Origin of the sequence: Nonomuraea sp. NPDC049725 (genome assembly GCF_040674795.1) — a bacterium.
GTDB lineage: Bacteria > Actinomycetota > Actinomycetes > Streptosporangiales > Streptosporangiaceae > Nonomuraea > Nonomuraea ceibae.
In genome coordinates this window covers 282,265-302,383 of sequence record NZ_JBFANJ010000011.1, presented here as the reverse complement: position 1 = coordinate 302,383, position 20,119 = coordinate 282,265, and the positions used below count along the sequence as shown (strand labels likewise).

Sequence of the window (20,119 nt, the reverse complement as noted above, 5' to 3'; positions counted from 1 at the left end):
CGGCCAGGGTGCCAGTCAGGGTGCCGGTCAGGTGCCGCCCGGGCCGGAGCTCCGGTTGCGGCGGCCGACGAGGAAGACCGCCGCCCCCGCGAGCAGGAGCACCACGGCGGCGATCAGCAGCCAGCCGGGCACGCCCGCGCTGTCCTCGGCGGCAGCGGGCTGCGCCTCGGCAGGGGAAGGAGGGGCAACGGATGGCGCCGGCTGCGAGGGCGCCTCCGACGCGTCGGAGGCGCTGGGGGTGGGGCTCTCCGTGGTCGGTGGCGCGGCGAGGGTGAAGCGCAGCTCGCCCTCGATGGGGTGGCCGTCGGAGGAGACCACCCGCCAGGCGATCCGATACCGGCCGTCCGCGAGTTCCCCCTCAGGGCGAGCGGACACCGTCGTGCCCTCCGCCCGCGGCTTGCTGATCGGTACGGGCTTGCCGCCGGGTCCTTCCAGGACGACGATCGGCATGGTCATGCGTGAGGTGAATTCGAGCTCGATCATCTCCAGGCGCTCGATCTTGGCTTTGTCGGCGGGTGAACTGGACTTGAGCCGGTCGTGTGCCAGCGCGGCAGGCGCGGTCAGCGACAGCACCAGGGCGGCACCGGCTGCCGCGGCCACAGCCCGCCGGATGAACGTGTACAGGTGAGCCAAAAGGGACTCCGAAGGATGCGGGGCCCAGCAGCATGCCGGGCGAGGGAACGGACGCCCGCCCCGGGCACGGCGTGATCGCCGCGCGCCCGCCGGGCAAGCGTCGAGGAAATGTCAGAGATGGCCGTACGGCGTGCGTCAGCCGCAGAGCCGGAGCGCCGGTGGCCCGCGCCGGGAGACGGCACGGACCAGGGCCGCCGGGATGCGCCGGGCCGTGTCCGGCCAGGCCGGTGTGAGGCGGGGACGCGTGGTGACCGGCGGGCCGGCCGGCACGGCGAGCGCCGCCATGAGCAGGCGCCAATACCTGGTCATCCCGACGGCGGCCAGGTGCAGGACACACGCCAGCGCGCTCTCGCCGCGCGCCAGCCAGCAGCTCGAGGCGAGGGCGACCGCGACGTGGATCAGCAGCATGCCGAACCCGGTGCCGTGGTCGTGACCGCTCTGCGGAATCGCCTGCATGGCCGAGGCGGTCTGCTCACCGGCGGCGAACAGCTGGTGCAGTCCCCACTGGGAGGCTCCGCACAGGGCCAGCAGCGTCGGCCGGCCACGCTGGCGCGAACCCAGCGCGTAGGCGCTCGTCCAGGTCGCCGCCACGGCGACGACGAGCGCGCCCGGCCTGATGGAGGTGCCGCCGACCAGCATGTGCAGGGCGGCCGAGGCCAGCACGCAGATGGCGGTGAAGGCCGCGGCGCGCAGCGCGCGGACCGCGGGACGCCCGATCTGCACCCCGGCATGCACGCCGCCATCCTGCCAGACCAGATCGTCGCCGGCGCCTAACTTCTACCCACGAGGAGCACGGGGCCGTGTGGGTGACCTCTCACCCCGGAACTCATGCAGGATCAGCTCGACGTCCTGCCTGATCAGGTCGAGAACCGTACCTCCGCCGCGCTCTCGCCCTGGACGGGCCGCGCGTGGGAGAACGTGCGCGAATACGCGACACAGGATGTCGTGATTCGCTGCGAGGCTTTCCCGCAACCCACGCATTCGGAGGATCATCACATGGGATCTCAGCTCAACCCCTGCCTCGCCTTCAACGGGAACGCCCGGCAGGCGATGGAGTTCTACCGGGACGTCCTGGGCGGTGAGCTGGAGATGGGCACGTACGCCGACTTCGGCTCCTCGGACGCCCCCGCCGACCGGATCATGCACGCCACGCTCCGCACCCCGGACGGCTACACGCTGATGGGCTGGGACGTCCGGGACGGGATGCTCCACACTCCCGGCAACAGCGTCGCGGTCTTCCTCGGTGGCGACGACGCCGTGCTTCGCGACCACTTCGAGCGGCTGTCCGCCGGTGGCACCGTGACGTTGCCGCTGGAGAAGCAGTTGTGGGGCGACGAGGCCGGCTCGCTCGTGGACCGGTTCGGCATCACCTGGATGGTCAACATCACCCAGCAGCCCTGATCGCCCGGGGGAAGCGGCCCGCACTGGTCAGTCGCGCAAACGGCTGAGCGCCTGGGGGGACAGGTGCCGGGCGAGCTCCTCCAGGAGGGCGGTGATCTCGGCGACCCGGTGCGGGTCGTCGCTGCCCAGCGCTCTGGCCAAGGCCGCGTCGATGGCGGTCGAGCGGACCTGCTCCACGCGGCTGGAGAGCTCCGGGGCGGGCCGGACGCGGAGTCGCCGGCGGTCGCGGGCGTCGGGCTCCGTGACGACGGCGCCCGCCTCCCGCAGCCGGGCGACCGCCGCCGACACGGCGCTCTGCGGCAGGCCGGTGCGGGTGACGATCTCGCTGATCGCGCTGCCGGGGTGCGCGCGGATGTCGCTGACCACGATCAGCACGCTCCGGGTGCTCCCGGGCTGGTCGCCCAGCCCTTCGGTGGGCAGGGCCTCTTCGCCGATCTTCATCAGGGTGCGTCCCAGCAGGAACAGGTCCACTCCGTTCACGTGACCGAGATTACATCCAAAACGATGCATCAGTTTTGATGTATCAAAAATGATGGAATATGGTGACCGCGAGCCGAGGCGAAAGGACCCTCCCATGACCACGACAACCGGCTACCTGCCCGTCCCGGGCGCCGGGCTCTACTACGAGATGCGCGGCAACGGCCCCACGCTGCTGATCGCCCAGAGCGGCGAGGGCGACGCCGGACGCAGCGCCGACCTCGTCGACCAGCTCGCCGACGCCTACACCGTGATCACCTACGACCGGCGCGGCCTGTCCCGCAGCACCCTGGACGACCCCGGCAACGGTGTGACGATGGCCGAGCACGCCGACGACGTCCACCGGCTGCTGGCCGCGCTCACCGACGAGCCGGCGGCCATGCTGGGCTGCAGCCTGGGCGCGGTCATCGGCCTTCACCTGGCCGTCCAGCACCCCGGCCAACTCAGCACCCTCATCGCGCACGAGCCGGTCGCGCCTCGCCTGCTGCCCGCCCCGGACCGCGCCCGCCATGAGGCCGAGCTGGCCGAGATCCAGCAGCTCTACCGCGAGGAAGGGCTCCCACCGGCGCTCAAGGCGGTCGCCGAGGTCCTGGGCATCGACCCGGCCCATCCCGATGCCGAGCCCGGCCTGACGCCGCAGCCCATGACCTCGGGGCGGATCGCCAACTTCGGCTTCTTCATCGAGCACGACTTCACCGCCGTCATCGACGACACCCTGCCGGTCGGCGAGCTGGCGCACACCCCTGCCCGCATCGTCCCCGCCGTCGGCCGCACCACCCCGCGCACGGTCTTCGACTTTCGCTGCGCGCAGGAGCTGGCCACGCTGCTCGGCGCCGAGGTCACCGAGTTCCCCGGCGGCCACAACGGCAACACCACCCACCCGCGTGCCTACGCCGCCCAGCTCCGGCGCGTTCTGCAGAACGCCTGACTCCTTCGCTTTTCAGCGAGCAGGGGTTTCATCGTGGCGAGCGGGTGGGCCGGCGGTTCGCTCAGTGGTAGGCGCCGTAGGACAGGGCGAGCGCCAGGGCGCCGCAGGCGGTCACGACCAGGTGGACGCTCCTGGCGTACCAGTGCGGCGCCCCGACGCCGATCAGCAGGTGGCCCGTCCAGTAGGCGCCGTAGTAGGACAGCATGGTCGCGGCCAGGATCCACCACAGCAGCGGGCCGCGCTGACTTGCGGGGGCGAGGATGGCGAGCAGCATCACAGCGATGTGCCCCAGGTCGCCCACGGCCTCGCGCTGCAGGTGGAACTGGGCGTGCTTGACGCCGTCCTTGGCCTCGGGCACGAGGTAGGCGTCGTCCCACAGGTGGGAGACGGTCTGCCCGAGACTGATGAGGCTGACCAGGATTCCGGCGATCAGGAGCCCTTGAGCGAGAGCCACGGCCGCTCCTCCTGTCCCGATCGGGCGATGGCGGCGACGGCCCGCCGGTAGTCACGTTCGCTGAACCGGTAGAAGACCATGCAGGCCGCGGCGAGTGCGAAGCCCGCCGCGGGGATCAGGCCGACGAGCGCGAGGATGCCCCCTTCAGCTCCGGTTGGCTGCACGGCGGCGTTGGCGGCGTACCCGGTCCCGGCGAGGACGAGGCCGGCCAGCCCTGCGGCGGCGGCGTTGCCGCCCTTGCGGGCGAAGGAGAAGAACGCGTAGATCGCGCCTTCCGCCCGGTGGCCCGAGCGCCACTGGCCGTACTCGACCGTGTCGGCCTGCAAGGACAGCATCACGGTCTGCAGCACGGCAGTGCCGGACGAGGCCACGCCGAGCACGATCAGCACCAGCCACATCCGCGACGGGTCGACGGCCGGCATCGCCAGATAACCTGCGGCGGCGACCAGCCCGGCGCCGACGTAGGTGGCGCGCTTGCCGTAACGGCGGCTGAACCTGGGCGTGAGCCAGCTGAACAGGCCCTGCCCGACGGCCATCGCGATGGCCATCACGGTGAACGTGTCGACTCCGCCCGCGAGATACCGGGCGTAGTACAGCATGCCGAAGTTGAAGGTCTCGAAGCCGACGAGCATCACCAGCATGCTGCCGCACAGGACCAGCAGGGGCTGGTTGGCCCGGACGGCGGCGAGGCTCTGCCGCAGCGTGATGCGGGGTTCGGCGCGGCTGACCGTCTCCTCGGTCAGGGCGAACGCGCCGGCGAACAGCAGCACCGCGATCACCGCGGCGGCGGCCACGACGAGCAGGTACGCGCGGCCCTGGTCCGCCACGCCCTCCAACCGAGGGGCGATGACCGCATAAAGTAGGAGATAGACGAAGAACGATGACATCGAGCGGACCATCGCCAGCCGGTCGCGTTCCCGGGAGTCCTGGGTCATCGCCGCCGCCATCGACCCCAGCGACACCTGGCTGAAGGCGAAGGCCAGGCCGAACAGCGCGAACGTGCCGGCCGCGTACCAGATCCGCAACCCCGCGCCCGTCTCCGGCACGGTGAACAGCAGCACGCTGGTGACCGCCAGCGCGATCCCGCCGCCCAGCAGGAAGGGCCGGAACTTGCCCCACCGCGTGTCGGTGCGGTCCATGAGCCGCCCGGCGAACAGGTCGAAGAAGGCGTCCGCGATCCTGACGAGCATGAGGACCAGCCCGGCGACGGCGGCGTTCATCGCGACCACGTCGGTGTAATAGGACAGCAGGAGCAGCGTGACGGTGGCGAAGGCCGCCTGGTTGGCGGCCTCCCCCAGCCCGTAGCCGACGACGTGGCGGCGTCTCACGACCGCCACCGCCTGCGGAGGGCGTACGCGGCGGCCTTCGGCTTCCGGTCGCGGTCGAAGACCCCCTTCCGGTTGCCCTCCGGGCGGATGATCTCCTGGCGGGTGCGGAAGTCGGCGAAGCTCCACACGTGCTGGCCCACCACGGCCTCGTGCGCGCCGGCCACCCGCGCGACCATCTCCAGGACCTCGCTCTGGTACTCCTCCGTCCACATCGTGGCCGCCACCTCGTGCGCGCCGGGCAGCGCCTCCGCGCCGCACTCGGTGATGAGGATCGGGCTGTCGTGCCGCGCCGCCCACTGGTCGAGCTCCCGCACCAGCCGCTGCTCCGCGGAGGCGAGATCGCCGCCGTCGAGATACCAGCCGTAGTAGCGGTTGAGGCAGATCACGTCGAACAGGTCGGTGACCCGGTCCTGGTCGGCGGGGGCGAGGAACACGTTGGTGAAGCACACCGGCCGGGTCGGGTCCAGTTCGCGGGCCTGCTCGACGATCGGCTCCAGGAACTCCCGCGCCCCGTCGGCCGCCGAGTCCGGCTCGTTGGACAGGCACCACATGACCACGCTCGGGTGGTTCTTGTCGCGTTCGATCAGCCGGCGGACCGACGTCACGCACGCCTCCCGCGCGTCGGCGCCGAACCCGTCGGGGCCGAACGTCCGCGGCTCCGGGCCCGTACGCGGGCCGAAGTCCATCGCGAGGTTGATCATCCCGGCTTCCTGCTCGGCGATGACCACGATGCCGTTCCGGTCGGCGTGCTCCAGCACCTCCTCGGCGTACGGGTAGTGCGCGGTCCTGATCGAGTTGGCGCCGATCCAGTCCAGCAGCGCGAAGTCGTGCACCATGACCACGTCGTCGTGGCCGTGCCCGCGGAGGGGGCTCTCCTGGTGGCGGCCGAAGCCCCGGAAGGTGAACGGCCTGCCGTTGATCAGGAACTCGCGTCCCCGTACGGCCACGGTCCTGACGCCGACCGGCAGCTCGTAGACGTCCTCGCCGTAGCCGATCTCCAGCCGGTAGAGGTAGCCCTCGCCGGGTTCCCAGCGGCGCACCCGGGGGACGACGAGCTCGCCCGCGTGGCCGGAGCCGGCGGCGACCTGCGTGCCCTGGGCGTCCAGCAGCCGCACCGTCACCGCGCCGGGCGCCGACGTGAACACGTCGTAGCTCACCAGGCCGTCCGGGCCGTCCAGATCCGTCCGCACCGTGACGTCCTGGATGTGCTCGTGCGGCGTCGCGTACAGCCACACCCGGCGGTTCAGGCCCGTGTAGTTGAAGTAGTCGCCGGTCAGGGCCTGCGCGGTCGCCCCCGCCGGGGTGCGGTACTGCCGGCCGGGCGGCATGGCCGACAGGCTGAGCTCGTTGTTGAGCGCGACGGTGAGACGGTTCGGACTCCCGTACTGGAGCAGGTCCGTCACCTCCACCTCGAACGGGACGAACCCGCCCCGGTGCGTGACCACCTCCTTCTCCCCCACCCAGACGGTGGCCAGGTGCGCCGCCGCGTCGAACCGCAGCACCACCCGCTTCCCCTCCCACGAGGCCGGCGGCCGCACCACGGTCTGGTACCAGACGTCCCCCACGTGATCGCGGATCGCCGGGTCGGGGAAGAGGTCGTTGTAGCTGGACGGCACCGGGATGTCGAGCGCGCCGGGCAGGTCGGCCGCCCACCACCGCTCATGCCGCCCGGCTCGGTCCTTGTCCACCAGGAAGCGCCACACGCCGTCGAGCGGCTTGGTCTCCCTGGACACTGTTTCCACTGGTCGAAGCATGGGGCAACGCTCTCCCTGCCGGGCGGTCCGGCGCAGCCGACCACGGTCGGCACCTGCCGTTCCTCCCGTGGGAGCAGCGGGATGCCTACCTGGGGAGGACGACGCCCCGGCGCCGGTCGCGCCATGATGGGCGGGTGAAGCGCTCGTGAAGTGGTTGAGCCCGCTGGCCGCCCCCGCGCTGCTCGGCGCGGCGCTGATGGCGATCAGCGTGGAGAGCGGCCCGCCGTCGGCGCTGGCCGTGGCGCTGGCCGTGGCCGTGGTGGCGCCGCTGACGGTGCGGCGCCGGTGGCCGCTGACGGTCCTCGTCGCCTCGTTCGCCGCCTTGATCGCGTACGTGACGCAGGGCTATCCGCACGAGCCGCTGATACCCGCGCTGATGGTGGCCCTGTTCACCGCCGTGTCCGCGGGTTCGCGGATCCGCGGCGTGGTGATCGGCGCCGCCTGTGCCGGGCTGCTGGGCGCGGTCGCGTTCTGGGCGGGCCCGCTCGGTCCGGCCGGGGCCGTCGGGGCGTTCGGCTGGATCGGCTTCGCGCTGGTGGCGGCGGAGGTCGTCCGGGCGCGCAGGGAGACGGCGGCGGCGGCCGTGGAGCGGGCCCGGCGTCTCCAGCGCGAGCAGGAGGAGGAAGGCAGGCGCCGGGTCATGGAGGAACGCCTGCACATCGCCCGCGAACTGCACGACATCCTGGCCCACAGCATCTCGGTCATCGGCGTGCAGGCGTCCGTGGCACGCCATCTGGGCACCGCGGAAAGCCTGGCCCAGGCCGTGGAGGTGATCGACGAGGCGGCCCAGGAGGCCATGGGCGGCCTGTCGGCCACGCTCGGCGTGCTGCGCGGCACAGGTCACGGCACAGGTCACGGCGCTGGTCACGGCACTGGTCACGGCCCTGGCGCGGACGACGCCGCGCCTGTCCCCGGCCTGAACGAGGTGCCGGAGCTGATGGACCGGGCCCGCGCCGCCGGGCTCGCCCTGCGGGTCCGCACCACCGGTGAGCCGCCGCCCGCCGTGCCGCAGGCCGTGGGACTGTCCGCGTACCGGATCCTCCAGGAATCGCTCACCAACGCCGCCCGGCACGCGCCCGGCAGCGACGTACAGGTGGAGATCTCCTACTCCCCCCGCGACCTGCGCCTGCTGATCGCCAACGACAACCGGCCCGCGCGGGGAGAGGCCGGCTACGGCATCCTGGGCATGACCGAACGCGCGCGAGCGGTCTCCGGCTCGCTCACCGCGGGCGCCACCGAGGACGACAGGTTCCGGGTGGTGGCCGTGCTCCCCTGGAAGGACGACCGTACCCAGTGATCCGCGTGGTTCTCGCCGACGACCAGGACCTGGTGCGTGGCGCCTTCGCCCAGCTCGTGGCCGCCGCGGACGGCATGGAGGTGGTCGGCGAGGCCGCGACCGGCGCCGAGGCCGTCGACGCGACGCGGGCGAGCCGCCCGGACGTGGTCGTCATGGACATCCGCATGCCCGACGGCGACGGCATCGAGGCGACCGGGCGCATCTGCGCCGACGGCGACCTGACCGCCACGCGGGTGCTGATGCTGACCACGTTCGAGACCGAGGAGAACGTCGTGCGGGCGCTGCGGGCCGGCGCGAGCGGCTTCCTGGCCAAGAGCGCCCGGCCCGTCCAGTTGCTCGACGCCATCCGCACCGTGGCCGCCGGGGAGTCGCTGCTGTCGCCCGGCGCCACGCGATCGCTGATCGCCCGCGTCGTCAGCATGCCCGACGTGGGGCTCGCGGTGGCCGGCCGCGTCGGCGAGCTCACCGCCCGCGAGCGGGAGGTGCTGGTGCTGATCGCGGCGGGGCTGTCGAACGACGAGCTCGCCGAGCGACTGGTCCTGAGCCCGCTGACCGTCAAGTCCCACGTCGGGCGCATCCTCGCCAAGCTGGGCGCGCGTGACCGGGCTCAGCTGGTGATGGCCGCCTATGAGTCGGGCCTGACCCGGCCGGGCGGCGCCTGAGCGAGGCCACGGATACGACGGGGCCTACGTGGAGTCCGGAGTCCAACCGGCCACGAGCCGTGCCAGCTGGTGGTCGAGCAGCGCCGCGACGTCCTCGGGCGTGTAGTGCCCGACCAGGGTGGCGTTCACGATGCCCTGCGCGAAGGCGTACAGGATGCTCGCCTCCTTCCCGGCGTCCAGGTGGGCGGCGAGCTGCCCGGCGGCCTGGGCGGCCCTGATCTGCCCGGCGAGATAGGACAGCAGGGACGCATACCCCGCCCGCATCGCGGCCGCCTGGTTCTCGGACACCATCGAGCTCGCCTGGAACGCCAGCCCGATGCGGTTCAGGTAGCTGCGCTCCTCGTCCAGGGGCAGCAGCTCCAGAACGGTCGCCCGCAGCACGTCGAGCGGCGTGGACTGCCGCGCGGCGACGGCGGCGACCCGCTCGCCGATCCAGCTCGCGAGGCGCTCCAGCGCCAGCAGCAGCATCTGGTCCTTCGTCGTGACGTAGTACTGGACGGTCCCCATGGACACGCCGGCCTCGGCGGCGACCTCCCTCAAGCTGACGCTCTCCATGCCCTTGTCGTGGATGACGCGGTGCACGGCCTCGGCGATGTGCCGCCGCCGGGCATCGTGGTCGACGATCTTCGGCATGTTCCACCACTTTCTCATGCGACTGCATGGTAAAAACCGTCGCGTCCTTTTATCATGCGACTGTATGACAAACGAGGGAGACGGGGGGATCCAATGCGGGTTCTGATCATCGGCGTCGGAACGCGCGGGGACGTGGGGCCGTACGCGGGGCTGGGGGTGCGGTTACGCGAGGCCGGGCACCACGTGACGATCGCCGCGCACGAGCCGTACACGGAGCTGGTGACGGACGCGGGCCTGGGGTACCTGCCGCTTCCCGGGGACCCGCTCCGCGCGCTGACCGGCCGCTTCTCCATCAGCGCCGTCAAGGAGTACGGCGAGCAGCTCGTGGAGGGCCTGGCCGGGCTTGCGGGACAGGAGGCCGACCTGCTCCTGCTCGGCCTGGCGGGCACGCCGGGGTATCACCTCGCCGAGGCGATGGGCGTGCCCAGCATGGGGGTGTACCTGCAGCCGGTCGACCCGACCGGGGACTTCCCGCCGGTCACGAGCCCGTTCCGGCGCTCACTGGGCCGGTGGGGGAACCGCAGGGCGGCCCGGCTCGCGTTCGAGTCGCCCGCCGCCGGGCCGGCGCTCGCCGGGTTGAGCACGAGGACGCGAGCCCGGCTGGGGCTGCCCCCGATGACCCCGCGAGCCGTCTACCGGCAGCGGGAGAGCAGGCGCTGGCCGGTCTTCCACGGGGTCAGCCCGCTGGTGCTGCCGCGTCCGGCCGACTGGCGGCCGGGGCTGGAGGTCACCGGCTACTGGTGGCCGCCCCGGCCGCGCGGCTGGCGGCCGGATCGGGTGCTGCTCGACTTCCTGGCGTCGGGGCCCGCACCGGTCTTCGTCGGCTTCGGCAGCCTGGCCGGCACGCGGGCCGAGCAGTACACGGAGCTGGCCGTGCGCGCGCTGCGGCGGGCCGGGCTGCGCGGCGTGCTGCAGACCGGCCTGCGGGGGCGCCTCTCCGACGAGGTGCTGGCGGTCGGTGACGTGCCGCACGACTGGCTGTTCCCCCGGGTGGCCGCCGTCGCACACCACTGCGGCAGCGGCACCACCGGCAGCGGGGTGCGGGCGGGGGTGCCCGCCGTGGCCGTGCCGGTCATGAACGACCAGCCGTTCTGGGCGTCCAGGCTGGTGGCACTCGGCGTGGCCCCGGCCGCGATCCCGTTCCGCCGCCTGACGCCCGCGCGGCTGGCCGCCGCGCTCACGACAGCGGTCACCGGCCCGGCCTACCGGCGCCGGGCCCAGGCCCTCGCGGCCCGGGTCTCGGCGGAGGACGGCGCGGCGCCCGTGGTCGAGGCGGTGAACCGCTTCTCGGCGGTATGACCTTCGTCTCACCAGGCAACCTGCACAGCGACTATGCATGGAAGAGGTATGCGATTCGCGATTCAACGAGCGGTGGCAGATGCGGCACCGCCGCCGCAGGGAGTGCCGCCCGCTGCGGCCACGGACGAGGCTGTCGTGGCCGAGCTGTTCCTGGCTCACCGGCTGCACCTGGTCCGGCTGGCGTTCCTGCTGGTGGGTGACCAGGAAACCGCCGAGGACGTCGTCCAGGACGCCTTCACAGCGCTGCACCGCCGATGGAGCCGGCTGACGCACCATGATCGAGTGTTGCCCTACCTCCGGGCGAGCGTGGTGAACGGCTGCCGCATGGTGCACCGGCGCCGGTCCGTCATGAGCAGGTTCACCGGCGAGCGGCAGACGCCCCCCGGCCCCGGAGGGCGGCTTCCGGGAGCCCGGCGGTTACCTGCTCGCGGGCGCCGGCGACGGTGCGACCTTCTACATCGCCCAGAGCGTACGGTCCCGCGAGACACAGGCGAGCAGCACGAGGTTCCACCGAGCGCGGGTCGACGGACACGGCGAACCGGCCGAGGTGGTCACCGACGTGATCCCCGAGGTGACCGGTACGACGGCGAGCTCCCTCGCCGTCACCGCCGACGGCACGCGACTTGCCTACAGCCTCGACGGCAAGGTGTGCGGCCAAGGGAAGACGTTGCGCTTCTGCCCCGGGGCCCAGCTCACGGTCGTCGACCTGCCCCAGGGGAAGACGCGAACCTGGACGACCGGCGCAGGGCAGATCCAGAGCCTCTCCTGGGCGGCCGATCGCCGCACGCTCGGCCTGGTGGTCAAGTCCGAGGCCCGGGTCCTGGACACGGCCGCCTCCGGCGCCACCCTCGCGGCCAGTCAGGTCATAGCCCCGGGGAACGACGCCACCGCCTCGGCGATCAGCCCGGACGGACGCAGCATGCTGATCGGCCACGTCCGGCTGTCCGACGGACCACGACCGCATCGCTACACCCTTGACGAGCACTCCGTCCCGGACGGGCGCAAGATTCGCACCCTGCTGGACAGGAGCCACGACGGCGACGTGGGCGCGCGCTGGCACCTGATCCGTTACGACGGCACGGGCAAGCATCTGCTGCTCGCGGGGAACGCGGAGCCGCTGAGCAGAGTCGACGACGGGCGGATCACCCCCTTGATCCGCCCCGCGTCCCCCGGCGCCCTGGGATTCCTGCCGGAGATCCACGCGGCCTGGTAACCCCTCAAACCGGCCGGCGGGCTGGTCAGGGGCGGGTGTACGCGCCGAGGTCGTCGCCGTGCCGGGCGACGCCCGGGGAGAGGGCGGGACGGCCCGGGGCCAGCAGGTTGGCGGCCATGGGGGCGGCGGCCTTCTCGCCCCGCGCGTACGCCTGAACCAGTTTGGCGACCTGGGACGGCTTGACCGTCTCCCCGAACGGCGGCTCGTACGGGTCCACCAGGCACTCCACGAGCGCCGGCCCGTCGTGGGCGAGGGCCTGCGCGAGCACGTCACGCACCCGGCCGCCTTCCGCGACGTGGAACCCCTTCAGCCCGCAGCCCTCGGCGATCTTGACGAAGTCGACGGGTGACAGGTCGCAGGCGTACTGCGGATTGCCCAGGTACGCGTTCTGCTCCCAGACTTCCAGGCCGAGCGTGTCGTTGCGCAGGACGATCACCTTGACCGGAAGCCGGTGCTGCGCGAGCGTGGCCAGCTCCCCCAGGCACATCGTCAGGCCGCCGTCGCCGACGACCGCGATCACGGGCCGGTCCGGGTAGGCGATCTGGGCGCCGACCGCGTACGGCAGAGCAGAGCCCATCGAGCACAACGTGCCGGAGAACGAGAACTGCATGCCACGGCGCAGCATCACCCGCGACCCCCAGGAGCTGACCGTCCCCGCGTCCCCGGTGAGGATCGTCCCGTCCGGGATGAGCTCGCTGAGCGCGCAGGTCACCGCCTGCGGCTTCATCGGCACCGCGGGGTCGGCGGCGCGTCGCTGCTGGAGCCGCCACCACTCGTCGTAGAGCTCGCGGGCCTGCTGGGCGAACGAGCGGTCCTGGCGCACCCGCAGCATGGGCAGGAGCCGGGCCAGCGTGGCCCCGGCGTCGCCGCACAGCCCGACCTCGACCGGGTAGCGCATGCCGATCCGGTCCCCGGCCACGTCGATCTGCACCGCCCGCGCCTGGCCGGGCTCGGGCCAGAAGTCGTAGAACGGCGTGCTGCTGCCCACGATGAGGAAGCCGTCGCAGTTCTCCATCGCCCATTGGGAGGCGCGGGTGCCGATGAAGCCGATGCCGCCGGTGCACCACGGGCTGTCGTCGGGAACGGCGTCCTTGCCGAGCCCGGCCTTGGCGATCGGCGCGCCCAGCGTCTCGGCGACCTGCTCCACCAGCTCCCCGGCGCCGAACCGGGCGCCCGCCCCGGCCAGGACGGCCACGCGGGCGCAGGAGTTGAGCAGCTCCGCCGCGCGCATGATGTCGTCCTCGGCCGGCACCTGGACATGACGCTGGCCGGCGGTGGAGGTGTGGCCGGGGACGTTCTTCTCCGACGCCGTGTCCTGCTCCTCGGTCCAGGACTGGATGTCGATGGGGATCGTCAGGTGCGCGGGCGCGCGGCGCTGGAGCGCGGCCCGCACCGCGCGGTCGGTCACCGCGACCGCGTGCGCCGGCCCCATCACCCGCTCGCTGAACACGCAGGCCGGCTCCAGCACCTTGTCGTTGTCGACGTCCTGGAGGAAATGCGTGCCGACGAGGTCGTGGTAGGTCATGCCGGTGATCGCCAGCACCGGCGCGCCGTCGATTTTCGCGTCGTACAGGCCGTTCATCAGATGCAGCGCGCCCGGCCCCGACGTGGCCACGCAGGCGGCCGGGCGGCCGGTGAACTTGGCGTACCCGACCGCCGCCATCGCGGCGTACTCCTCATGCCGTACGTGGACGAACCGCATCTCCGGGTGGGTGCGCAGAGCCTCGAAGAACCCGTTGACGGCATCGCCGCAGATCCCGAAACAGGTGTCGACGCCCCATTCCAGGAGCCGTTCCACGATGAGGTCCGAGGTCGTCCTGGGCATCACACTGCTCCTTGCGGCGGGAACGGCATCAAGCCGTCCATACCCGTGCCGCCGCGACGGTGGTGCGCCTTGTGCGAACGCTGCCTGGGCGCATGCCGAACAATGGGCCTGCTCGCACCCGCCGCGCCGCCCAGCCCACCTTTCGCGCCATATTCGTCCCAATGCGAGGGATCTGCCCACGATGCGGCGGTTGCCTGTTAGATTCGAGAGTCATGATCGAAGAGAGGCGTGTCAACGGCCCCGCCACGGGTCACTGAGGCGCGACGGTACGGCGAGGTCAGGGCCGATCATGTGCCGTGCGAGCAGCTCCGCGTGCCGGTCGACGCGCCGATCGAGGATAGGAGCAATGTGCTGAGAAGAACTCCCCTGCTCGCCACCGCCCTCATGATGATGACGACGCTGTTAACCGTCCCGATGGCGGGGACGGCCGGCGCGGCGGTGACCGGGCAGGACGTCACGGATGCCGTCGGCAAGCGCGGCATCACCTGGGGGCCGTGCGAGGAGGAACCCACAGTCGAGTGCGGCACGCTGACCGTGCCCGTCGACTGGTCGAAGCCCTCCGGGCCCACGATCAAGCTGGCCCTGGCCCGCCGCAAGGCCACCGACCCGTCCGCGCGGATCGGTTCCCTGCTGAGCAACCCGGGCGGTCCCGGCAACTCCGGCGTGAACGGCATCCTGCGGCCGTCCGGCTTCAGCGAGGACATCCAGCGGCGCTTCGACATCGTCAGCTTCGACCCTCGCGGCGTCGCCCGCAGCGGCTCGGTGACGTGCTCGGCCTCGGTGTACAACAAGATGCCGTACCCGGTCATGACCAGCCAGGCCGACTACCTCAAGTGGTTCCTGTACGACGCGCGGCTGCGCTCCGACTGCCGCAAGCTCACCGGCCCCGTGTACGACCACCTCGACTCGGTCAACGTGGCCCGGGACATGGACGCCATCCGCGCCGCGCTCGGCGACGACAAGCTGACCTCGTACGGCGTCTCCTACGGGACGCTGGCCCAGCAGATGTACGCCGAGCTGTTCCCTCACCGCGTCCGCGCCATGGTGCTGGACAGCAACATGGACCACAGCCTGGACGCCAAGGCGTTCCAGGTCAGCGAGGCGGCCGCCGTTCAGGACAGCTTCGACGAGTTCGCCGCCTGGTGCGAGCGCGACAGCGAGTGCGTCCTGCACGGTCGCGACGTCCGGGCGCTGTGGAAGAAACTGCTCGAAAAGGCCGACCGGGGCGAGCTGCTGTGGCCGGGCGACGGCCGTCCGGTGAAGGGCCACAACCTGCTGTGGCTCGGCGTGATCCTCAACGAGGGGCCCGCCTGGCGGCTGGAGGCCGAGGTGCTGCGCGCGCTGGACGGCGGTCCGGTGCCGGACGACATGCCCGGCCCTCCCGGCAACTGGCCCGTGAACGGCAAGCACGCCGAGCTGCCCACCGCGATCCTGTGCTCGGACTGGAACCTGACACTGCGGGGCTACCGCGAGTACGCCGACGTGATGCGCGCCTCCAACGCGGTGGCGCCGGACATGCGGTACAACCCGATGCCGATGGGCGACATGCCGATCTGCCAGGGTCACCCGGTCAACAACCCGCAGCACCCGCTGCGGTACCGGGGCAGCGCCCCGCTGCTGGTGACCACCACCGTGCACGACCCTTCCACGCCGTACGAGTGGTCGGCCAACGTGGCCCGGCAGCTCGGCCCCAAGGCCACCCTCCTCACGTACGAGGGCTGGGGCCACGGGGTCTACGGCAGGTCCGAGTGCACGACGGTCGCCATGGACAACTATCTGATCTCGCGGACCGTCCCCGCCCAGGGCACCCGCTGCCCGGCGGAGAAGCCGCAAGGCTAGGCGGCACGGCGGTGTGAAGGTGCCGGGCCGCCGTCGGCCCGGCACGGCACCCGGTGTCCCGACATCGCGCATCGCGTGCGGACCGCCGCCCGTTCCCGTGCGGCGTTTAGGGTGGTTCCGATGCGACGGGAGTCGCGAAGGACCACCAGCGTGACGGGAGTTACAGTGCAGCGCGTCAGCCGACGGACCAGCGCCATCGCCGGAGCGGGCGTTCTCGCCCTGCTCCTAGCCGGTTGCGGGGGCCCCGCCATCAGTGAGGGCGCCAGCGGCGGCAAGCCGGAGACGGACAAGGCCGCGTCCGCCGGGACGCCGCTGACGCTCGACACCACACCGCGGCGAGCCGGCTACACCGACCGGGACGACGACAAGGCGCACAAGCTGACGCTCCACCCGGCCGGGCTCAAGCGCGGCTCGGTCGACGACCTCAAGGGCGTGCGGCTCGACGACGACGTGCAGGGGATGGTGCCGCACTATCTCACCGTGTCGATCACCAACACCGGGTCCGGCACGGTCAAGAGCGCCCTGGCGGTCAGGAACTTCCGCCTGGCGCTCGCCGACGGCACCGCCGGCCGGCCGGTCTCGTTCTTCGCCGGCAACCCCCTGGCCTCTCCCGGCGCCGGCCCGCTGGAGACGTGCAACCGCACGAAGGCCCCCAGCACCTTGACGGCCGGCCAGGCGGCGACCGAGTGCCGGGTCGTCATGCTCCCCCAGGACGCCAAGCCCGCCGCCGTCTCCTACGCCGACGAGTCCGGCACCCGGATCTGGAAGGTCGAGGGCGGCGACCTGGGCGGCGGCGTGCTGCCCGCCGGCAAGCCGGCCGAGGTGACGTGGAAGGACACGCGGGGCAGGGACGTGCCGCTGACCGTCACGCCGAAGCGCGTGCGCAGAGCCGGCGCCGACGCGCTCGCCGGTTACGACCTGAACGCCCGGCAGAAGGCCGCCACGGCGTACTTCGTCACGCTGGAGTACCGCAACAACGGCACGTCCAAGCTGTACCCGGGCATGGACAAGGCGGTCGTCCTGCGCACCGAGAGCGGCGGCACCGTGCCCAGGCTCACGCTCATCGCGATCGGCAGCAACGGCCCCAAGGGCTGCGAATCCTCCGTGCCCTACGGCATGGTGAAGCCCGGCAAGAGCGTCCGGCAGTGCGGCGTCTACCTCGTCAGCCGGGGCGACAGGCCGGTCACCGTCACGTTCTCCCCCACCGCCGAGGGAGCCGAGCCCGTGACGTGGAAGGTCTCCTGACGCCTGGAGCCGGGCGTTCGTCATCAGGACGTGGCAGGCCCCAGCGCGGCGCGTACGGCCGCCGTGGTCCGCTCGACGGCTTCGCGGTCGGCGGGTGACAGGGGCGCGGCGGCCCTGACCTCGGCGGCGCGGTCGAGCAGCCGGGCGGCGGCGCGGTGATCCCCCAGGTGCGCGAGCGTCCCGGCCCGGCCTTCCAGGGCCCGGGCGAGCGTGCGCGGGTCGCCGCCGGCCCGCGCGGCGCGGCACGCCTGGTCGTGCAGCGCGAGGGCGTCCTCGGCGTGCCCGCGAGCGTGGGTGGTGAGGGCGAGCTCCGTCATGGCCGCCGCCGCGATGCCCGGCTCGTGGCCGTGCCGCCGGTGTCGTTCGAGCACCGCACGCAGGTGCTCGTCGGCGGCTTCGAGGCGGCCGGCCAGGCGGGCGACCCGGCCCAGCCCGATCAGGGCGTACGTCTCGGCCAGCCTGACCGACTCGCGGGCCGCCAGCCGCCTGGCCCGTTCGTAGAGCCGGCCGGCCTGTTCGTGCTCGCCCGTGGACAGGTGGACGTCGGCCAGCCCGCACAGCTTGAACGAGATCTCGGCGGCCAGACCGAGCCGCTCGGCGATGCCGAGGCTGCGCTCGTACAGGCCGGCGGCCCGCCGGTAGTGCCCGGTGGCCTCGGCCGCCGCGGCCAGGCTCTCGACGGCCAGCATCTGCCCCCAGGGGTCGCCGAGCCGGTCGAAGGCGGCCAGGCTGAGCCGCGCGTCGCCTTCGGCGGCATCGCTCCGTCCACGGGCCAGGTGGTGCCAGGCCAGCGTGTTGCGGGCCGCGGCGACGCCCCACTCGTCGCCGCGGGCCTCGAACGCGGCCAGCGCCCGCCGGGTCAGCCGCTCGCTCCCGGGCAGGTCACCGCTCCCGAACAAACTGGAGCCGAGCACCCACAGCGCCATCGGCTCGTCCGTGGGCGGCGGGTCACCGATCGTCGTCGCGGCGTCGTGGCCGGTCATCACCGACAGGGCGGCGTGCCAGGCCCTGCCGGTCCCGGTGGAGGCGAGCGGCAGCGCGTGGGTGAAGGCGCGGTGCGCCTCTTCCAGCCGACCCCGGAGCATCCAGTACCAGGCGAGCGCGGTGGCCAGCCGCAGTGCCGCCGCGCCGTCGCCGCTCTGGACCGCGTCGTCGAGCACGCCCCGCAGGTTGACGGTTTCGGCGTCCAGCAGCGCCAGCCATCGCTCCTGGTCCGGGCCGCGTACGTGCGCGTCGGCGCGTTCGGCGAGCTCGGTGTAGTAGGCGGCGTGACGGCTGCGGGCGGCGGCCAGGTCGCCGGACTCGGTGAGCCGTTCGACGCAGTAGGCGGCGACCGAGTCCGCCAGCCGGTAGCGGTGGCCGGCCACGACCAGCAGTGACCGGTCCACCAGCCTGGCCAGCACGTCCATCACCTCTTCACTGGCGATGCCGCCGGTCGCGCACACCGCCTCGGCCGCGTCGAGGGTGCAGCCGCCGGGGTGCAGGGCGAGCCGGCACAGCGCGACCCGTTCGGGTTCGGTCAGCAGCTCCCAGCTCCAGTCGATCACCGCGCGGAGGGTCCGCTGCCGCGCGGGCGCGTCGCGCCGTCCCTGGGTCAGCAGCCGGAAGCGGCTGTCGAGCCGCCGGGCGACCTCCGCCACGCCGAGCGACCGGACGCGGGCGGCGGCCAGCTCCAGCGCCAGCGGAAGGCCGTCGAGCCGGCGGCAGATCGCGGCGGCGGCCGGGGCGGTGGTCTCGTCCAGGACGAACCCGCCGGCGGCCGCGGCGCGGGCGGCGAACAGCCGCACCGCGTCGGCGCCGGCGATGCCGGCGAGGGGTGCGTCCTGTTCCGGCACGGCCAGCGGGGCCACCACGTGCAGCCGCTCGCCGGAGAGGCCGAGCGGCTCCCGGCCGGTGGCCAGGACGCGCAGCCCGGGCGCGCCGGCCAGCAGCCGCCCGGCGATCTCGGCGACCGGTTCGACCACATGCTCGCAGTTGTCGAGCACCAGCAGCGTCCGGCGCTCGCGTACGGCCGTGACGATCCGGTCCGTGGGCGGGACGGGCTGCCCACGCGAACCGGGACCCGTGGCCCCGGTGAGCCCGAGCGCAGCGGCGATCAGGGTGGCCACGTCGGCGGGCGCAGGCGGCGCGCCGGTGTGCGCGGGATGGTCCAGCGCCGCGAGCTCGACCAGGTGGACCCCGCCCGGGAAGGCCGCGGCCAGCCGGTCGGCGACGGCGACCGCCAGCCGCGTCTTGCCCACGCCGCCCGGCCCGGTGAGGGTCACCAGCCGGCCGGCGTGCACGAGCTCCGCGACCCGCGCGATCTCCTCGTCCCTGCCGATCAGCTCGGTGAGTGGAACCGGCAGGTCCGTGCGGGGGCGGGCCGGCTCCAGCGCGGCGTCCTGCCGGAGGATCGCCTGGTGGACGGCGGCCACGGCGGGTGACGGGTCGACGCCGAGCTCGTCGGCGAGCCGTACGCGCAGGTCGTGGTAGTCGGCCAGGGCCTCCCCCTGCCGCCCGGCCTGGTAGAGCGCGCGCATGTGGCAGGCGCGCAGCCGCTCGCGCAGCGGGTGCCGCCGGACCTGCTCGGCCAGCTCGTCCAGGACTTTCGCGGGCCGGCCCAGCTCCAGTTCGGCCTCGGCGCGCTCCTCGATCGCGGTCAGCCGCTGCTCGGCGAGCTGGGCGATCGCGCCCTGCAGGCATGGCTCGGCGGAGAAGCCGGCGTACGGCTCGCCCCGCCACAGCTCCAGCGCGTCCGCCAGCAGCGCCGCCCTGGCCTGCGGGTCCGCGCCCGCTCGCGCCCGCGCGGCCAGGGCCGCGAACGCGCGGGCGTCGACCGCGCCGGCGGCGGCCCGCAGCGCGTAGCCGCCGGCGCGCCACTCCACCAGGTCCCGGCCGCCCGGCTCGGCGCTCTGGAGTGCCCGCCGCAACTGCGCCACCTTCGTACGCAGCACGGCGGCGGGGTCCTTGGGCTGTGCGGGGCCCCACAGGTGCTCGGCGAGCGCGTCCACCGGCACCGGCCGGCCGTCGTGGCTCAGCAGGATCGCCAGCAGCAGCCGCACCTTCGACTCCGGCACCTTGACCGGCACGTCGTCGTCGGTCCGCACCTCCAGCGGGCCGAGCACCCGAAACCGCATACCGACACGCTAGCC

Annotated in this window: 17 protein-coding genes and 1 pseudogene; 9 read left to right on the top strand and 9 right to left on the bottom strand. The window is 72.9% G+C overall.

All coding sequences use genetic code 11. The annotated features are described in order from the left end of the window. Positions 1–27: 27 nt before the first annotated feature. Entirely contained in the window at positions 28–600 is a 573-nt protein-coding gene (locus AB0J53_RS28655; protein WP_364178016.1) for a copper resistance protein CopC, read from the bottom strand. A gap of 168 nt (positions 601–768) precedes the next feature. Next, a complete protein-coding gene (locus tag AB0J53_RS28650) occupies positions 769–1,368 on the bottom strand; it encodes a hypothetical protein (protein WP_364178013.1) in 600 nt (199 codons plus the stop codon). A 261-nt stretch (positions 1,369–1,629) separates the two neighbouring features. Between AB0J53_RS28650 and AB0J53_RS28645 the strand changes: the two genes are divergently transcribed. Further along, positions 1,630–2,034 (top strand): VOC family protein, encoded by a 405-nt coding sequence (locus AB0J53_RS28645; RefSeq protein ID WP_364178011.1) that lies wholly within the window; start codon positions 1,630–1,632, stop codon positions 2,032–2,034. Between the two features lie 27 nt (positions 2,035–2,061). Here AB0J53_RS28645 and AB0J53_RS28640 read toward each other — a convergent pair whose 3' ends face one another. Then, entirely contained in the window at positions 2,062–2,514 is a 453-nt protein-coding gene (locus AB0J53_RS28640; protein ID WP_364178007.1) for a helix-turn-helix domain-containing protein, read from the bottom strand. Between the two features lie 94 nt (positions 2,515–2,608). Here AB0J53_RS28640 and AB0J53_RS28635 point away from each other — a divergent pair, with 94 nt between their 5' ends. Then, a complete protein-coding gene (locus AB0J53_RS28635; protein WP_364178004.1) occupies positions 2,609–3,439 on the top strand; it encodes an alpha/beta hydrolase in 831 nt (276 codons plus the stop codon). Between the two features lie 61 nt (positions 3,440–3,500). Here AB0J53_RS28635 and AB0J53_RS28630 read toward each other — a convergent pair whose 3' ends face one another. From AB0J53_RS28630 to uidA, 3 genes are read right to left on the bottom strand one after another with little or no spacing between them, the layout of a single operon-like run. Further along, positions 3,501–3,893 (bottom strand): hypothetical protein, encoded by a 393-nt coding sequence (locus AB0J53_RS28630; protein ID WP_364178001.1) that lies wholly within the window; start codon positions 3,891–3,893, stop codon positions 3,501–3,503. After that, positions 3,869–5,221 carry a glycoside-pentoside-hexuronide (GPH):cation symporter gene (locus tag AB0J53_RS28625; RefSeq protein WP_364177998.1) on the bottom strand — a complete coding sequence of 451 codons (1,353 nt, stop codon included), beginning with the start codon at positions 5,219–5,221 and terminating at the stop codon, positions 3,869–3,871. The genes AB0J53_RS28630 and AB0J53_RS28625 overlap by 25 nt, the downstream gene beginning before the upstream one ends. Continuing rightward, positions 5,218–6,963 carry a beta-glucuronidase gene (gene uidA, locus AB0J53_RS28620; RefSeq protein ID WP_364177996.1) on the bottom strand — a complete coding sequence of 582 codons (1,746 nt, stop codon included), beginning with the start codon at positions 6,961–6,963 and terminating at the stop codon, positions 5,218–5,220. Before uidA ends, AB0J53_RS28625 begins: the two co-directional genes overlap by 4 nt. Positions 6,964–7,120: 157 nt before the next feature. On the opposite strand from uidA, the gene AB0J53_RS28615 reads away from it, so the two are divergent. After that, complete coding sequence (locus AB0J53_RS28615) at positions 7,121–8,272, top strand: histidine kinase (protein ID WP_364177993.1); 1,152 nt, start codon at positions 7,121–7,123, stop codon at positions 8,270–8,272. After that, positions 8,269–8,934, top strand: a complete 666-nt coding sequence (locus AB0J53_RS28610; protein WP_219516947.1) for a response regulator transcription factor — start codon at positions 8,269–8,271, stop codon at positions 8,932–8,934. Before AB0J53_RS28615 ends, AB0J53_RS28610 begins: the two co-directional genes overlap by 4 nt. 24 nt (positions 8,935–8,958) lie before the next feature. Here the strand turns inward: AB0J53_RS28610 and AB0J53_RS28605 are convergent, their stop codons facing one another. Further along, entirely contained in the window at positions 8,959–9,585 is a 627-nt protein-coding gene (locus tag AB0J53_RS28605) for a TetR/AcrR family transcriptional regulator (RefSeq protein ID WP_364177991.1), read from the bottom strand. Positions 9,586–9,660: 75 nt separating this feature from the next. On the opposite strand from AB0J53_RS28605, the gene AB0J53_RS28600 reads away from it, so the two are divergent. From AB0J53_RS28600 to AB0J53_RS28590, 3 genes and pseudogenes are all read left to right on the top strand, one after another. After that, positions 9,661–10,866 (top strand): glycosyltransferase, encoded by a 1,206-nt coding sequence (locus AB0J53_RS28600; protein WP_364177988.1) that lies wholly within the window; start codon positions 9,661–9,663, stop codon positions 10,864–10,866. Between the two features lie 33 nt (positions 10,867–10,899). Continuing rightward, a pseudogene (locus AB0J53_RS28595) lies at positions 10,900–11,199 on the top strand (sigma factor); the annotation flags it as partial. Positions 11,200–11,425: 226 nt separating this feature from the next. Then, on the top strand, positions 11,426–12,079 hold the full coding sequence (locus AB0J53_RS28590) for a hypothetical protein (protein ID WP_364177985.1): 654 nt from the start codon (positions 11,426–11,428) through the stop codon (positions 12,077–12,079). Between the two features lie 25 nt (positions 12,080–12,104). Here AB0J53_RS28590 and AB0J53_RS28585 read toward each other — a convergent pair whose 3' ends face one another. Next, on the bottom strand, positions 12,105–13,904 hold the full coding sequence (locus tag AB0J53_RS28585) for a thiamine pyrophosphate-dependent enzyme (protein WP_364177982.1): 1,800 nt from the start codon (positions 13,902–13,904) through the stop codon (positions 12,105–12,107). A 348-nt stretch (positions 13,905–14,252) separates the two neighbouring features. On the opposite strand from AB0J53_RS28585, the gene AB0J53_RS28580 reads away from it, so the two are divergent. Both AB0J53_RS28580 and AB0J53_RS28575 read left to right on the top strand, forming a co-directional pair. After that, positions 14,253–15,743: an alpha/beta fold hydrolase gene (locus tag AB0J53_RS28580; protein WP_364177979.1), complete on the top strand. Its 1,491-nt coding sequence runs from the start codon at positions 14,253–14,255 to the stop codon at positions 15,741–15,743. Positions 15,744–15,893: 150 nt separating this feature from the next. After that, positions 15,894–16,988: a hypothetical protein gene (locus tag AB0J53_RS28575; RefSeq protein ID WP_364177977.1), complete on the top strand. Its 1,095-nt coding sequence runs from the start codon at positions 15,894–15,896 to the stop codon at positions 16,986–16,988. A 23-nt stretch (positions 16,989–17,011) separates the two neighbouring features. On the opposite strand, the gene AB0J53_RS28570 is transcribed toward AB0J53_RS28575, so the two are convergent. Continuing rightward, positions 17,012–20,104: a BTAD domain-containing putative transcriptional regulator gene (locus AB0J53_RS28570; protein WP_364177974.1), complete on the bottom strand. Its 3,093-nt coding sequence runs from the start codon at positions 20,102–20,104 to the stop codon at positions 17,012–17,014. Positions 20,105–20,119 lie beyond the last annotated feature (15 nt).

Bases quoted from the DNA above. Each gene is read 5' to 3' on its own strand.
- AB0J53_RS28600 (WP_364177988.1), top strand. From the start codon at position 9,661: ATGCGGGTTCTGATCATCGGCGTCGGAACGCGCGGGGACGTGGGGCCG.
- AB0J53_RS28570 (WP_364177974.1), bottom strand. From the start codon at position 20,104: ATGCGGTTTCGGGTGCTCGGCCCGCTGGAGGTGCGGACCGACGACGAC.
- AB0J53_RS28635 (WP_364178004.1), top strand. From the start codon at position 2,609: ATGACCACGACAACCGGCTACCTGCCCGTCCCGGGCGCCGGGCTCTAC.
- AB0J53_RS28585 (WP_364177982.1), bottom strand. From the start codon at position 13,904: ATGCCCAGGACGACCTCGGACCTCATCGTGGAACGGCTCCTGGAATGG.
- AB0J53_RS28645 (WP_364178011.1), top strand. From the start codon at position 1,630: ATGGGATCTCAGCTCAACCCCTGCCTCGCCTTCAACGGGAACGCCCGG.
- AB0J53_RS28605 (WP_364177991.1), bottom strand. From the start codon at position 9,585: ATGAGAAAGTGGTGGAACATGCCGAAGATCGTCGACCACGATGCCCGG.